The sequence below is a fragment of the Intestinimonas butyriciproducens genome (genome assembly GCF_016901775.1).
In the GTDB taxonomy this organism is placed as follows: domain Bacteria; phylum Bacillota; class Clostridia; order Oscillospirales; family Butyricicoccaceae; genus Pseudobutyricicoccus.
In genome coordinates this window covers 1-14,888 of record NZ_JACJKW010000032.1, presented here as the reverse complement: position 1 = coordinate 14,888, position 14,888 = coordinate 1, and the positions used below count along the sequence as shown (strand labels likewise).

The following is a 14,888-nucleotide window of genomic DNA, read 5'->3' as shown; positions in this document are numbered from 1 at the left end:
AGTCGTTTTGCCTGCAAAACGACTGCTGTTGATGTTACACCATAGCAAAAATCAGCAAAGCTGATTTTACGCCTCATTGGCGGCGTGCAAGTCTGCCTGGACTTGCAGCTATGGTATCATAGCCGCAAGCGGCTATGATACTGATTTTGCGGCCGTTTTCTCGTCCCTTGTGGGACAACCGAAAACACGGCCAATATACCATGCCGCATTGGCGTCATGGTATAATAACCGCAGAGCAGTTATTATACTGGATTTTTGCGGCCATTTTCTCGTCCCGTTTGCGGGACAACCGAAAACATGGCCAATATCCCATGTCGCTTCGCTTCATGGTATAATAACCGCAAAACCGGAGGATGACCGGTACAGTGTTTGTTTGATGGAAAAGGAGAATGGAATGTCCAAAAAGAAAGCAGAAAAGTGGGGATCCATCCGGGAATTTGCCCGGCAGAACAAAGGCCTGGTGGCCGTCTATGTGGTGCTGCGGCTTTTGGTGCTGCTGGTGATGGTGGCACAGATCTTCAACAAAGATTATTTCAATGTGTTTCTCTGCCTGCTCACCCTGGTTCTGTTCACCATTCCCTCCCTTGTGGAGCACCGGCTCCACATCGATGTGCCGGATACATTGGAAGTCATCATTCTGCTGTTTGTTTTTTCAGCGGAAATACTGGGAGAGATCCGGGCCTATTATCTCCAGTTTCCCTATTGGGATACCATGCTCCACACCATCAGCGGCTTTTTGATGGCGGCCATTGGTTTTTCTCTCATCGATATCCTCAACCGCAGCGAAAAGGTGGCATTGAATCTGGCTCCTGTTTTTGTGGGGCTTTTTGCCTTTTGCTTTTCCATGACTGTGGGGGTACTGTGGGAGTTTTTTGAATTTGGCATGGACCGTTATTTCGGCATGGATATGCAGAAGGATACCGTCATCTCCCAGGTGACTTCGGTGGAACTCAATCCGGAGGGGAAAAATGTGCCGGTGACTGTGCCGGTGGAAAGTCTTGTGGTCAACGGAGAAGAGTGGGATCTGGGTGGATACCTGGATATCGGCATCATCGATACCATGAAGGACCTGTTCGTCAATTTCATTGGCGCGGTGGTCTTCTCCATCATTGGCGTATGCTACATCAAAGGAAGGGGAAAGGGCAGTTTTGTCCGCCGGTTTATCCCCACGATGAAAAAGAGGGAGGACATCCCCAGCGGAAGAAAGGAACAATAGAATGCGCATCCAGCAAATCCCTTTGGAAAAGGGCGGTCTGCTCACCGCCTATCTCCATGAACCAGAAAAACAGTTTCAAAACGCATCGCCCCGACAGGCGGTGCTCATCTGCCCCGGCGGCGCCTATCAGCGGCTGTCCAAACGGGAAGGCGAGCCGGTGGCCCTGGCTTATCTGGCCGAGGGCTTCAGTGCTTTTGTGCTTGAGTACAGTGTGGGGAAGGGCGTTCAGTGGCCCCTGCCTTTGGAGCAGGCCCGGCAGGCTCTTCGCCTGATCCGGCAGAATGCCCGGGAGTGGGATATCGATCCCCAGCGCATTGCCGCGGTGGGTTTTTCCGCCGGCGGACACCTGGCGGCGGCCCTTTGCCTGGAGGGAGAAGAGCGGCCCCAGGCCATGGTGCTGGGATATCCCTGTTTGGGTGAGCCTCAGTGCGGCCTGATGCAGCCGATGAATCCCCCTGCCCTTTTGGGAAAAGGGGATAAAAAGACCCCGCCCGCCTTTCTGTTCTCCACCTGGGAGGACGAGATCGTGCCGGTGCAGCAGACGCTGGATTTTGCCGGGGAATTGGTACGGCTGGAAGTGCCGGTGGAGTGCCATGTGTTCCAGCATGGGATCCACGGCCTGTCTCTGGCCAAGCCTTTTACTTCTTCCGGCCGGTCGGCCAAAGTGGATGAAGATGTGCGCCTGTGGCATTCCATGAGTGTCCGCTGGCTGCGGCGGCTGTGGGGAGATTACCCGGCCGATACGCCGGATCCCTGCCCCACGGCCCAGAGCATGGGCGGCTACAGCGTGGATGTGCTGGGCCGCAGTTTGATGGAAAATCCCCAGTGTATGGCCATTTTGCAGCGGTATTATCCGCTGCTGGAAAAGCCGGAATATGCCTGGGGCGCCCGGCCGCTTACCATCCGGGCGCTCAACAGTATGCTCCCTTCGGCCATTGCCTTGCCCGAAGAAAGGCTGGAGGCGCTGGACAAAGAGCTGCGCCAGGTGATTTTTTCCGAAAATGGGAAAAAAGAATGAGAAAACTCTCCCATAACAGGGGATAATATGGTACACTGACAGCAAAGGAGCAGTGGGTATGTATTTTTGCCTTTCTTTGGCGTATGGGGGGATTTTGTGGAGCTGAATCGTGACAATCTGAAAAAGATCCTGGGAATCATTGCTTTTACTGTTTTGCTTTATGCAGCTCTCCAGCGGTGGGAAATGATCGCTGCCGGGCTCCAGACAGCTTTTGGTTATGTGTTCCCCTTTGTGTTGGGGGCTTGCGTGGCATTTGTGCTCAATGTTCCTATGCGTTTCATCGAGATACGGATCATTGAAAAATGGATCAAAGACCCCAAAAATTATCTTTACAAAAACCGACGGGCCATCAGCCTGGTTATCACATTGATCCTGGTGGCCGGGGTGCTGTTTTTCGTCTTTTTCCAGGTGGTTCCTGCTTTGGTGGACACCATCGGTACGGTGATCGAGCAGAGCCAGGTGGCCATTCAGGCTTTGCAGCGCTGGGCCTATCAGCTGGGAGACCGATACCCCGACATTGCCCAGAAGATCACCCAGCAGATCACGGAGATTCGGCTGGATTGGGATGAGATCATCCAGAAAGTGGGCACATGGCTGCGGTCGGCCGGCTCCCAGGTGGTCACTTCCACCATCGGAGTCGCCACCAGTGTGGCCGGGAAAGTGGTCAACTTTTTCCTGGCGCTGATTTTCTCCTTCTATGTGCTGATGCAGAAGGAAAAGCTGAGCCGCCAGTGCAAGCAGCTGCTCTATGCTTTCCTGCCGGAAAAAGTGGTGGAACGGTTTTTGCACATCGCTTCCCTGTCCAGCTTGACTTTTGCCCGGTTTTTGTCCGGCCAGTGTCTGGAAGCCTGCATTCTGGGCGGAATGTTTTTTGTGGCCATGACCCTTCTGGGATTTCCCTATGCACTTCTCATCGGTGTGCTCATCGCATTCACCGCCCTGATCCCCATTTTCGGGGCCATGATCGGGCTGGTGGTAGGGGCTTTTCTCCTTTTGATGGTAGAACCTGTGAAAGCCCTGTGGTTTATTGTGTTGTTTTTCATCCTCCAGCAGCTGGAGGGAAATTTGATCTATCCTCATGTGGTGGGCAATTCTGTGGGCCTGCCTTCCATCTGGGTACTGGTAGCGGTGACGGTGGGCGGCAATGCCATGGGGATTCCGGGAATGCTGCTCTTTATTCCCATCAGTTCGGTGATCTATGCTCTTTTGCGGGAAGATGTGTACGGCAGACTCCGTCGCCGTTATGGGGATCGGGCCCAGGCGCTGACGGTGGTCAATCCGCCGGTGATGCCCAGAAGAAAGAGAAAACCCAAGGACCCGCCAGGGAAGGGAGTGTGAGGACACTGGGAAAAAACAATCGATTGTATCGGACTCTGTGGCTGTGCGGCGGTCTTCTGCTGGTGCTGGCCGGGGTGCTGGTGGCCTTCAATCCGGGGGGCGCTTTGCGGGCGGTGTCCGTGTTTCTGGCGCTGATGCTCATTGGCAATGGCCTTGCAGAGCTGGCAGTTTACAGCCGGCTGCGAGGGATTTTCTGCGGATTGGGCAGCACCCTGCTCAATGCCATCATCACCTTGCTTTTGGGTCTTTTGGTTCTTTTTAACCGGTGGATCACGGTGGTGACCGTGCCGGTGCTCTTCAGTGTATGGATCCTGTTTATCGGTGTGACCACCTTTTTGCGAGGTCTGGAACTGCATCAATTCCAGGCCCGGGGCTGGCTGGCATTTATGGCCCTGGGGATTTTGCAGGTGCTGCTGGGGCTGGCGGCCATTTTCCAGCCTATGACAGCCATCGCGCTGGTGGGAATGCTGGTGGGAGGTCAGTTGATTCTCCGGGGAGTGGACGCCATTCTCAGTGCGCTGTTTTTTAATTCCTTTTATTTATAATCGGTATGCCCTACGGGAAAAGAACGATGGATCAGGAGGAAAAAACCATGAAAGCAAAGATCAAAACTTGCCCCTACAAAAACATCATCATCGGCGTTCTCTGCGGTGTGGCTGCGGTGATGGCGGTGTGCGCCGTTGTGGCCGGCCGTCTGATTCACAGCAAAAAGAAGGCGGAGAAATCCTCGGAAGCCCAGCAGCTGGATGAGCAGCTGGACGAAATGCTGGAGCAGGACGGGGAGAATGAAATTGCTCAGTGATGCCATAGGCTGAGAGAAAAGGGGAGAGTGCAGCATGTCCCGGGAGAAAATGGTGTGGACCCGGCAGCATCCTGCTGTTTTGGAAGAGCTGGAGCGCTGCGGCCGGTATGTGGCCACCGAAGAGGCCATTCGGTTGAAAACGGGGATATGGCCGATTTCTATCTGAAGCTGTACCGGTGGTACGCCAGGCAAGGAGAGCGGTTTGTGCCCCGTCCCGATGGGGTGGAGTTTTCTGTATGGGTGTCCCTCAGCCGGGAGAGTATGCTCCAGCTGGTGGAAGGAAGCGTGGTGCTCACATTGAGAGTGCCCGAGGAAGCTTTGCTCATTACCGATGCAGAGCGCTGGGGATATCGGGTCAACCAGTGGTATATCCCCTTGGATCAGGAGGATGAGCGGCGCCACAATTCTGAGATGGAACGATATGGTATCGCCAGCGAAAGCGCCATCATTGATTCGGACAAGGGCAATTTCTATCCCCTTCTTCGCAGGAAGATTGTGGACAGCTGGGAGCGGTTGTTCACCTGTCCTCCCCGCTGCGGGGATATGGCCCAGGGCACATTGTGGGAGCTGCGCCGGGAATGGACAGAAATTTGCGATGGTTGACATTGCCGGAGAAAATTGGTATCATCGAAAAAGAAACAGGCCGCTGAAGCGGCCAAAGGGCAGATGTCTGCCCGAAACAGAAATACAGAAACAGATTTTTGATGGTAGAAAACAGGTGTGTCCGAAGGCACGCGGCATTTTTTCAAGGCCGTGTGCCTTTTTATGTTTTGAGAAGAGGGAAAATATGGAAAACAAAAATAAGGGGAGCGATTGGCAGCGGTGCGTGGACTTTCACGGCCATGCATGCGGCGGGCTGACCATTGGATACAAAGCGGCCCAATATGCCATAAAGCTGCTGGAACTGACCTTTTCCGACGATGAGCAGGTGGTGTGCATTGCAGAAAATGACTCTTGCAGTGTGGACGCCATCCAGGTGCTGCTGGGATGCAGCATGGGGAAGGGAAATCTGCTGTTTCACATCACGGGGAAGCAGGCCTTTTCCTTTTACAACAGGAAAAGCGGCCGGTCTGTGCGCCTTTCGCTCCGGCCCCGTCCCGGTTCTATGAGCCGGGAGGAATCCTTTGCCTATTATCAGAGCAAAAATCCGGAAGAGCTGTTTTTGGTGGGGGAAACCCGGATCCCTTTGCCTTTACGGGCCCAGGTGACGGGCAGCCGGTTGTGTGATGGCTGCGGGGAAGAGACCGGCGAAGGCTGGCTGATTCTGCAAAATGGGAAATGGCTTTGCCCTGATTGCCGCAGTCAGTACGACCGATTCCGGGTATAAGGGGGAAGAAAATATGACATTGCAGGAATTTTTTCAGGAAAATCCCCGGGGGGCACTGGCTTTTTCCGGGGGAGTGGACTCAGCTTATCTGCTGTATGCCGCCGCATCCTGGGGGCAGGACTGGCGGGCCTATTATGTGAAAAGCCCTTTCCAGCCCGATTTTGAATGGCAGGATGCCCTTCGCCTGGCGGAAGAGCAGGGAGTGCCCATGACCACGCTGCCGGTGGATGTGCTGGAAGAGCTTCTGGTGGCAGAAAACTCCCCGGAGCGGTGTTATTACTGCAAAAAGGCCATTTTCCGAAGGATCATGGAAGAGGCCGGGAAAGATGGCTATTCTCTTCTGATTGACGGCACCAATGCTTCCGACGACGCAGGAGACAGGCCGGGTATGCGGGCCTTGCGGGAACTTTCGGTGCGTTCGCCTTTGCGGGAGTGCGGCCTGAGCAAGGATGCCATACGCCGCCTTTCCAAAGAGGCCGGGCTTTTCACCTGGGACAAGCCGGCTTACGCCTGCCTGGCTACCCGGATCCCCACCGGCATTTCCATTACAAAGGAGCTGCTGCGGCGCACCGAAGAGGGGGAGGATTTTCTTTTTTCTCTGGGCTTTTCCGATTTCCGGGTGCGCATGACGCCGGAGGGCGGGGCCAAATTGCAGCTGCCTGCCGGTCAGCTTCCCAAACTGCTGAAGGAGCGGCAGAAGGTGCTTTGCAAGCTGAAAGAATACTATCCCAGCGTGGTGCTGGATCTGGAGGTGCGCCATGAATAAAGAAATCAGACAGGTGCTGGAAGGAGTGCGGCAGGGGGAGATTTCGGTGGAGCAGGCCATGCTTCAGCTGAAAACCGCGCCCTTTGAGGACATTGGCTTTGCCAAGGTGGATCTTCACCGGAAAGCTCGGCAGGGCACCGCAGAGGTGATTTACGGAGCAGGAAAGACCCCCCAGCAGATGGCGGGGATCCTGGATGTGATGAAGAAGAACGGTCAGGAGACCGTGCTCATCACCCGCCTTTCTCCGGAAAGTGCCCAGGAGCTGGCAAAGAGCCATGAGATCTCCTATCACGCCGATGCCCGGGTGGCCATTGTGGGCCCCATGCCGGAGCCTTATGGGTTGGGCACGATTTTGGTGGCCACCGGCGGTACCAGTGACATTCCTGTGGCGGAGGAAGCGGCTCTCACCGCCCAGGTGCTGGGAAACAAGGTGATGCGGCTGTATGATGTGGGCGTGGCAGGCATTCACCGCACTCTGGCCCATCTGGAAGATATTATGGAGGCCAGCGTCATCATTGCCATTGCCGGTATGGAGGGGGCACTGGCCAGCGTCATCGGCGGTCTGGCGGATTGTCCTGTAATCGCCGTTCCTACCAGTGTGGGGTATGGGGCATCGTTCCACGGCCTGACAGCTCTGCTCTCTATGCTCAACTCCTGCGCCAGCGGGGTGTCGGTGGTCAACATCGACAATGGCTTCGGCGCCGGATATCTGGCCAGTATGATCAACCATATGGAGAAAAAAGGAGAATAGATCCATGAAAACCCTGTATTTGGATTGCGGAATGGGTGCGGCCGGGGATATGCTGGCCGCCGCTTTGTTGGAACTTGTGCCGGAGAGGGAGGACTTTCTCCGCCGTTTTGCTGCTCTGGGGATCCCCGGCGTGGAAGCCAAGGCAGAGCCTTCGGTGAAATGCGGTATCACCGGGACCCATTTTTCGGTGAGCGTCCATGGCCAGGAGGAAACAAGCCAGGATGTGCACGATCACGAACACGGCCATGATCACGAACACAGCCATGATCATGGGCACAGCCATGATCATGAGCATAGCCACGATCACGAACACGGCCACGATCACGAACACAGCCACGATCATGAACACGGCCATGACCATGAACACAGCCATAGCCACGGACATCATCATCACAGCGGCATGGCAGACATTGCCCATATTGTGGGGCATCTGGATGTGCCGGAACAGGTGAAAGAGGATGCGCTGGCGGTTTATGGACTGATTGCCCAGGCGGAAAGCCGGGCTCATGGTGCGCCGGTGGAGCAGATCCATTTCCATGAGGTAGGTTCCCTGGATGCCGTGGCTGATATCACGGCGGTGTGTATGCTTATGGCCGAGCTGGCTCCTGAACAGGTGGTAGTATCCCCGGTCCATGTGGGCAGCGGAAAGGTGCGCTGTGCCCATGGTGTTCTGCCGGTGCCTGCTCCGGCCACTGCCTATATCCTGGAGGATGTGCCCATCTACGGGGGCAAGATCCAAGGAGAACTGTGTACGCCCACCGGCGCTGCGCTGCTGAAGCATTTTGCCACCCGTTTTGGGGATATGCCGGTGATGCGCACCCGGAAGGTGGGCTATGGCATGGGCAAAAAGGATTTTGAAGCGGCCAACTGTGTCCGGGCCCTTTGGGGAGAGACCCAGGAAGAGGCCGGGCAGATTGTGGAGCTTTCCTGCAACATGGACGACATGACAGGGGAAGAAGTGGGATTTGCCATGGACCGGCTTTTTGAAGCGGGAGCTTTGGATGTATACACTCTTCCTATTGGTATGAAAAAGTCCCGGCCGGGGATTCTGCTGCGGGTGATGTGCCGCCCGGAGGATCGGGAGAAGATGGTGGAGCAGATCTTCCGCCACACCACCACCCTGGGGGTGCGGGAAAGCCGGATGGGCCGCTACACACTGAAGCGTCAGATGGAGCAGGTGGAGACCCCCTGGGGAACCATCGGGGAGAAAACAGCTGGGGGTTATGGTACGGAGCGGAGCAAATACGAATATGAGGATCTGGCCGCTCTGGCCATCCGGGAGGGCGTCAGTTTGCGCCAGGCCCGGGCTATGGTGGAGAAAAAGAAATAAAGCAAAAAATCCCCGCAGCGCAAGCTGCGGGGATTTTGGAGCGTGTCGAACAAGTGGCTAAAGCCACTTGTTCGAGTTTTTGCAAGGGCCTGCATGCAGCCGATTGGCCGCTTCTGGCGGTCAATCGGCCACACTTGCCCCTTGAGAGGTGCCAAAACCGACGCACAGGTCGCCGGTTTTGGCAGGTTGGTTGGGGTAGGACAAAAGGTCTTCCCACACGATAAAGGTTTCTCGACAGACTGAAAGATCCCCGCAGCGCAAGCTGCGGGGATTTTGGAGTTCTGTCTGTTTTCAGGGGCGAAGATAGCCCTTTTCCACCGATTCCCTGATGGATTTTTCAACGAAAGGCCACAGGGCCGGAGCGGCTGTGCGGATGGGATCCATCCGCTGATAGACTTGAGCGGCAGCCACATTTCCCAGCTTCCAGGTGTGTCCTTCTGTCAGCAGATTGTTGATCAGCGGCTGGAGACGGTCGATGGCAGCGGCGTACCGGGCATCGGGGGTCTCCATGGCATCAAATTCCTCCCACAGCTTCCGGTATTCCACTCCCTGATCTTCCGGCAGGAGGGCAAAAAGACGGTCGGCAGACTGCTTTTCCCGCAGAGCCTTGTCCTCGTTGGCGGCCTGGTCATAGCAGAAGGTATCCCCTGCATAAATTTCTACCAGATCGTGGACCAGGGCCATTTTCAGCACCCGGTTCAGATCCACATGGGGCAGGGCGCAGTATTCATAAAGCACCATGGCCATCAGGGCAAAGTGCCAGGAATGTTCGGCGTCGGTCTCCCGGCGGGAACCATCGGCCAGAAGGGTCTGGCGCAGTATATTTTTCATTTTGTCCACTTGGGTGAGAAAGGTGAGTTGCTGAGAAAAGCGTTGGCTTTCCAAAAGATCATCTCCATTTTCGGGTATTTTGTCTACTATACTCCATGGGGCAGGGAAAGTCAATGGAGGGAAAGACCGGTGGAACGGGCATAGTGAAAGATGTATTGCTGGGCCACACCGGCATAGGGGCCGAATGTTTCCGGCTGAGGATAAAAAGAGCCGGCCTTTTTCATCCAGGTGTCCACGGGAAAGGCTTCCAGCCGTCCCAGACCGAAGAGAAGGATACAGTCGGCCACCTTTCGGCCAACGCCGGGCAGCTCCATCAGAGCAGTCCGGGCCTGGGGCGTAGGTAGGAGAGAAACCTGCTCCAGAGAAAAGCGGCCTTCTGTGATGGCCTGGGCGGCTGAGAGCAGATAGGGAGAGCGGTATCCGGCCCGCAGAAAGGCCAGATCTTCTGCCGTCAGCCCGGCCAGGGTCTGGGGAGAGGGAAAGGTATATAAAGTTTCTCCTTCCAACTCCACGGGATCGCCAAAAGCCCGGCACAGCCGGTCCAGAATGGCCTGGATGCGGGGAATGCGGTTGCACTGGGAAACCAGAAAGGAGATCAGGGTTTCCCAGGGATCCTGACGGAGGATCCGAAGCCCCTCCCCATAGGCCACCGCTTTTTCCATAAAGGGATTGACGAGAAAATCCTGGGTCATGGCCTGATAGTCCCGGTCCAGATCAAAATAATTCCGCCACACTTCCTCAACATCCTGGGCTGTTCCGCGAAGAAAAAGGCATTCCTGATCGGCCCATATCCGGGTGGGGCATCCAAAGGCTACGCCCACATAACCGCCCAGGGGGGATTTTTGCCAGCGGAAGCATTGGCCGCAGGTAAAGATATGCTCCAGGGAGAAGGGGAAATCCAGGGGGATCTGAATGGTGTTTTCGCAATAAATTGGCTGTATCATAGGGCTATGGTTCCTCCCACAGGGGTGTGTATGACGGCAAATCTGAACAGAATTGTAGCATATCCGGCTCTTTAGGGCAACAGGACGCTCCATTGACGAAGCGGGGTGTTTGTGATATGCTGTATAGGCTTTGTATGCGGGTATGGCGGAATTGGCAGACGCGCAGGATTTAGGTTCCTGTGGGCAACCGTGTGGGTTCGACCCCCACTACCCGTACCAGAAATTTTTGCAATATGTGAACAGTCTGTATATTTTCTGTAATCATATTAGAAACGACTGCCATTGACTATATTCTGAAGGATAGGGTAATGGCTATGAGCAAAACATTTATCATGTTGGGGCTGATTTGCCTGCTGGCACCATTCTTCTGGCAGCTATTTCGATGGTTTTAATTCACTGATACAAAGAACACAGGAGATTTGTCATGTCAGAGTTAGCGGAAAACACCGTCCAGCACACCCTCTGTATGCCCCTGTGCGGGCGGATGATCGCGGCAAGGAAGTACCCCGATCTCTTCCCGGACCGGGACGCGGAGCGCATTGTCCGGGAGCTGGGCGAGGACATATCCGGCAGGGCCATGTACCGGCTTCAATATATGTGGATCAACTGTGTAATTCGCCAGTACAACCTGGCCTGGGAGATCACCGAGTACCTAAAACAGCACCCCAAAGCAACCGTGGTAGAGATGGGTGCTGGGCTGTCCTGTCTGCGGCGGCAGATGGGAAATGAGACAAATCCCTGGTACTGTCTGGATATGGAGAATGTAATCGCCCTGCGTGAGAAGCACATCCCCAAGGGGGAGCTTGAGCGAAACATTGCATGCGACCTCAACGACTTTTCATGGTTTGACAAACTCAACTTTGACCCAGCAGATGGCATCGTGTTCACCGCCGGAGGTCTGTTCTACTACTTTGAGACAGCGCAGGTGCGCTCTCTGCTGTGCGCTATGGCGGAGAAATTTCCCGGCGGCATGATTGCTTTTGATGCGGTAAATGCCTTGGGTTTGAAAGGCGTCAATGCCGAAGTAAAGCTGGCGGGGAACAACAGCACAAAGTCCTTTTTCTCCCTGGAGCGGCCCAAGGAGGAACTGGAAAGCTGGTCGCCCAGCATCGTCAATGTGATTGAGAAAGACTATGCTGACGGTTATCTGAAAGGCGGCTACCGCAAAACACCTGTCACCCGCCTGTTCAACTGGGTCATGCGCACTTTTCACATGAGCTTTATGATCCATGCGGAGTTTAAATAAGCCGTGACCTGTAATCGGAAAATAAATTTCTGAAAATTTGCCATGGCAAACGACAAGGCGAAGTGCGCCATGCTAATATAAATATGCGCACCGTGGGTGCGAATCATTTTTGCCCAATAGTTAGCTTTAGCTAACCCCCGAAGGTGGTATGCCTATGAAAAAACTGACAAAACAGCACTGGCTCAAAATGATATTCATCACGATCATGTGGCTTGTCCTCTGGGAAATTGCCGACCGGGTTATCGATAACCGCATTATCCTGTCCGGCCCGCTGCACATGCTCTCCTCTTTGGCGGAGCAGGTGGCAAAACCGGACTTCTGGATGATTTGTGCAGCCTCCTTCCTGCGCATCACGCTGGGGTTTCTGCTCTCCTTTGCATTGGGCTTTGCTCTGGCGGTGCTCTGTTATCGAATGCCTCTGCTGAAGGATATCATCGCGCCGGTGATGGCGATGCTGAAAATCGTGCCCATGATCTCTTTTGTCATTATGCTGCTGATCTGGGTGGGAAACCAGGCGCTGACCATTTATCTCTCCTTTCTCATTGTCCTGCCGCTGATCTACACAAACACTCTGGCAGGATTGGAGGCGGTAGATAAAAACCTTCTGGAGATCTCCAAGGAATATGGAATGTCCCGCTGGTACCGCTTCAAGTATGTCTACCGCCCCACCCTTATGCCCTTTCTTATCAGCGGCTGCCGGGTATCCTTGGGCATGAGCTGGAAGTCCGGCATTATGGCCGAGGTCATCGGCACCCCGAAGCCCTCTATCGGACGGGAGATGTACGCCGCCAAGACCTATCTCCAAACGGGTAACCTGTTTGCATGGACCATCGTCGTGGTGATTTTGAGCATTGTGTTTGAGCGTGGCTTTTTGTGGCTGCTGGAGAAGCTGGATGTTCCCCGCCAGCAGGCTCCGGCTGCAAATCCTCACATGGGAAAGGAGGGAATGTAATTGTCTATCACACTGAGAAATATCCAAAAATCCTTTGGAGCGAAAAAGGTTCTCACCGGCGTGGATTACACGCTGGAGGACGGAAAGATCTACTGCCTGATGGGTCCCTCCGGCATGGGCAAGACCACGCTGCTGCGCATCCTGATGGGGCTGGAAAATCCGGATGCCGGAACGATAGACGGTCTTGGGGAAAACGACATCGCCGCCATGTTTCAGGAGGACCGCCTTTTCATGTGGCTCTCTCCGGTGGAGAATGTGGCCATCATGTACAAGACCAAGCCGGACAGAGAAAAGATTGCCGAGAATCTGGCTAAGATACTCCCGGCGGACTGCCTGAGCCAGCCGGTATCCCAACTCTCCGGCGGGATGAAGCGCCGCGTGGCACTGGCCCGTGCCATGCACTTTCCGGCAAAGCTGATCATTCTGGATGAACCCTTTACCGGTCTTGATAAGGACACCCGCCAACAAGTCATCGACTACATACTGGAGATGAAGGGTGACCGCATCCTGCTGGTTGCCACCCACGGGGTGGACGACGCCAAACTTTTGGGCGCCACCGTGATTCGTCTGGAGGAGCTGGGCTGCGGCAACTGCGCCGGATGCTGTATGGACGAGGAGGATGAAGCGCCTATCCTCAGCCAGGAGGAAGTCCTGCAAAGGGTAAAGCTCTTTGAGGGGCTTTCAGCGGAGAGCCGCACCCGGGTCATCCAGCGTCTGGGCGGCTACGAGGTCAGCTACGGCGCCAACGAGGCCATCTGGCGGCAGGAAGAGAGTCGGGAGAACATCGGTGTGATTCTGCGCGGCTGCGTTCAGGCGGAAATATCCACGGAGCGGGAATCCCAGATCATCCGCAAGTTTTATGCCGGAGAGACCTTCGGGGAGGCCATTGCCGTTGGGAAACAGAGCAGTTGGGTAGAGGTCTGGGCACTGCAGGAGACAAGAATTCTGTTTATCCCGACAGAAAAGCTCTTACAGGACATGGACGACCGGGATCTCTCTCTGATGAAAAGCAACCTGATCCGGGGAATGGCCGAAAAGCTGACCATCCTGAGCCTGAAAAATCAGCTTCTGGCTGAGCCGAGGCTCAGAAAGCGTATCCTGATGTACCTGTCCACACTAAAAACCGATCCGGAAGGCTTTAAGACTCTTCCATTCTCCCAGAAGGAAGCGGCACGGCACCTCAACGCCAATTACTCGGCCTATTGCCGGGAGATCTCCCGTATGCGGGAGGAGGGGATCATCGAAGGTGACGGCAGAAAAATCAGAATAAAATAAAAATCAAAAAATTTGCTTTCTGTTTGCTGTGGCAAATGACAAAGCGAAAAACGGGCGCTATAATATCAGGTAGTTAGCGGAAGCTAACCACAGGCGCGCAGCGCCTTTATTTAAAGCATAGAGTTAGCTATATCTAACTCTATCATGCGCTAAATAAATATATTCGAGGAGCGTGATGTCCAGAAATACGATTATGTCCCAATCCGCCTGTGTCCAAACGGACACCCACAACTTCTTATGTGAAAGGATTGTAGAAACTATGAAAACTATGAAGAAAATCATGTCCCTGGTTCTGGCTGTTGCCTGCATGATGTCCCTGTCGGTGGCCGCCTTTGCGGCAGACTCTGTTTCGGTTGGTGAAACCGTTACAGCAGATGCCTATGTGGATTGGAAAATTAACTGGATTTTGGATGTCACGGCCCATCTCACCGACCCCTCTGTCCCGCCTACGCAAGCGCCGTCTGACAATGCGGTTCTGGAGACGCCTACAGGTGATTATCCCTACCAGGTGACGATTACATTGGAAAATGATGTTTTGGCTCTTACGAGTATCGACATGAGCGAAGTAAAGGCCGGGGATTTGGGCGGGACAGCGCGTATCCTATCTTACACTACTGTCGCTGACAGCTACAGAGCAGGTGAAGAGCGGATTTCTTCTCTGACGGTCGGCTTCTCCAGTTTTGATGAGGAATATGTATTTACTGCCGAAGAATACGCCAACGCGCACTCTTTTGTCAGTGCAATGGGGCAAGTTGGTGAGAAGGATTTTGCTCTGACTATAAAGGTTACCCAATAATAGACCAATGATGTCTGAGAGCTGCAGCCTCTGGGCTGACTATTACCAGAGGCTGCAGCCTTTATCTTAATAGGTGGTGCATATGAATAAATTTTTTAGGGTTCTATCTTCTGTATTGGCTTGTGCGATCCTCATGTCTGTTTTTCCGATTTCTATGGCGTTGGCGGTAGATACCCATACAAAGACGTATAGCCACGCCGGCATAACAATTACGGCGACAACATCTCAGGAGGAAGCATTGCCGGATCCGGATAGTGTAACTGCAAAACCGCACGGAACGCAGATCACTTCCGGAG

Annotated in this window: 18 protein-coding genes and 1 tRNA gene; 17 read left to right on the top strand and 2 right to left on the bottom strand. The window is 54.4% G+C overall.

What is annotated here, in order from left to right; genetic code table 11:
- Positions 1 to 394 precede the first annotated feature (394 nt).
- The 11 genes from H6A25_RS12135 to larC all read left to right on the top strand — a co-directional run bounded on the left by H6A25_RS12135 (position 395) and on the right by larC (position 8,548).
- A complete protein-coding gene (locus tag H6A25_RS12135; protein WP_204752383.1) occupies positions 395 to 1,216 on the top strand; it encodes a hypothetical protein in 822 nt (273 codons plus the stop codon).
- Between the two features lies 1 nt (position 1,217).
- Complete coding sequence (locus H6A25_RS12130; protein WP_204752382.1) at positions 1,218 to 2,234, top strand: alpha/beta hydrolase; 1,017 nt, start codon at positions 1,218 to 1,220, stop codon at positions 2,232 to 2,234.
- 96 nt (positions 2,235 to 2,330) lie between these two features.
- Entirely contained in the window at positions 2,331 to 3,572 is a 1,242-nt protein-coding gene (locus tag H6A25_RS12125) for an AI-2E family transporter (protein ID WP_204752381.1), read from the top strand.
- Between the two features lie 23 nt (positions 3,573 to 3,595).
- A complete protein-coding gene (locus H6A25_RS12120; RefSeq protein ID WP_204752380.1) occupies positions 3,596 to 4,117 on the top strand; it encodes a DUF308 domain-containing protein in 522 nt (173 codons plus the stop codon).
- A 47-nt stretch (positions 4,118 to 4,164) separates the two neighbouring features.
- Positions 4,165 to 4,374 (top strand): hypothetical protein, encoded by a 210-nt coding sequence (locus H6A25_RS12115; protein ID WP_204752379.1) that lies wholly within the window; start codon positions 4,165 to 4,167, stop codon positions 4,372 to 4,374.
- Positions 4,375 to 4,408: 34 nt separating this feature from the next.
- Positions 4,409 to 4,540 (top strand): DUF3841 domain-containing protein, encoded by a 132-nt coding sequence (locus tag H6A25_RS12905; protein WP_243423365.1) that lies wholly within the window; start codon positions 4,409 to 4,411, stop codon positions 4,538 to 4,540.
- Positions 4,522 to 4,977: a DUF3841 domain-containing protein gene (locus tag H6A25_RS12110; RefSeq protein WP_204752378.1), complete on the top strand. Its 456-nt coding sequence runs from the start codon at positions 4,522 to 4,524 to the stop codon at positions 4,975 to 4,977. Before H6A25_RS12905 ends, H6A25_RS12110 begins: the two co-directional genes overlap by 19 nt.
- Positions 4,978 to 5,161: 184 nt before the next feature.
- On the top strand, positions 5,162 to 5,701 hold the full coding sequence (locus H6A25_RS12105; protein ID WP_204752377.1) for an FmdE family protein: 540 nt from the start codon (positions 5,162 to 5,164) through the stop codon (positions 5,699 to 5,701).
- Positions 5,702 to 5,714: 13 nt separating this feature from the next.
- On the top strand, positions 5,715 to 6,467 hold the full coding sequence (larE, locus tag H6A25_RS12100; protein ID WP_204752376.1) for an ATP-dependent sacrificial sulfur transferase LarE: 753 nt from the start codon (positions 5,715 to 5,717) through the stop codon (positions 6,465 to 6,467).
- Positions 6,460 to 7,218 (top strand): nickel pincer cofactor biosynthesis protein LarB, encoded by a 759-nt coding sequence (gene larB / locus H6A25_RS12095; RefSeq protein WP_204752375.1) that lies wholly within the window; start codon positions 6,460 to 6,462, stop codon positions 7,216 to 7,218. The genes larE and larB overlap by 8 nt, the downstream gene beginning before the upstream one ends.
- Before the next feature lie 4 nt (positions 7,219 to 7,222).
- Positions 7,223 to 8,548, top strand: coding sequence for a nickel pincer cofactor biosynthesis protein LarC (larC, locus tag H6A25_RS12090; protein ID WP_204752374.1), 1,326 nt, complete (start codon positions 7,223 to 7,225; stop codon positions 8,546 to 8,548).
- Between the two features lie 291 nt (positions 8,549 to 8,839).
- Here larC and H6A25_RS12085 read toward each other — a convergent pair whose 3' ends face one another.
- Both H6A25_RS12085 and H6A25_RS12080 read right to left on the bottom strand, forming a co-directional pair.
- Positions 8,840 to 9,433, bottom strand: coding sequence for an HD domain-containing protein (locus H6A25_RS12085; protein WP_204752373.1), 594 nt, complete (start codon positions 9,431 to 9,433; stop codon positions 8,840 to 8,842).
- Positions 9,434 to 9,489: 56 nt separating this feature from the next.
- Positions 9,490 to 10,323, bottom strand: a complete 834-nt coding sequence (locus H6A25_RS12080; protein ID WP_204752372.1) for a DNA-3-methyladenine glycosylase family protein — start codon at positions 10,321 to 10,323, stop codon at positions 9,490 to 9,492.
- Between the two features lie 136 nt (positions 10,324 to 10,459).
- Here H6A25_RS12080 and H6A25_RS12075 point away from each other — a divergent pair.
- The 6 genes from H6A25_RS12075 to H6A25_RS12050 form a co-directional block, all read left to right on the top strand.
- A tRNA-Leu gene (locus H6A25_RS12075) sits at positions 10,460 to 10,542 on the top strand.
- A gap of 205 nt (positions 10,543 to 10,747) precedes the next feature.
- Positions 10,748 to 11,569, top strand: coding sequence for a class I SAM-dependent methyltransferase (locus H6A25_RS12070; protein WP_204752371.1), 822 nt, complete (start codon positions 10,748 to 10,750; stop codon positions 11,567 to 11,569).
- 154 nt (positions 11,570 to 11,723) lie between these two features.
- Complete coding sequence (locus H6A25_RS12065) at positions 11,724 to 12,521, top strand: ABC transporter permease (RefSeq protein WP_204752370.1); 798 nt, start codon at positions 11,724 to 11,726, stop codon at positions 12,519 to 12,521.
- Positions 12,522 to 13,796: an ATP-binding cassette domain-containing protein gene (locus tag H6A25_RS12060; RefSeq protein ID WP_204752369.1), complete on the top strand. Its 1,275-nt coding sequence runs from the start codon at positions 12,522 to 12,524 to the stop codon at positions 13,794 to 13,796.
- 259 nt (positions 13,797 to 14,055) lie between these two features.
- A complete protein-coding gene (locus H6A25_RS12055; RefSeq protein ID WP_204752368.1) occupies positions 14,056 to 14,592 on the top strand; it encodes a hypothetical protein in 537 nt (178 codons plus the stop codon).
- Positions 14,593 to 14,674: 82 nt separating this feature from the next.
- A partial coding sequence (locus H6A25_RS12050; RefSeq protein ID WP_204752367.1) for a hypothetical protein occupies positions 14,675 to 14,888 on the top strand: 214 nt, incomplete at its 3' end.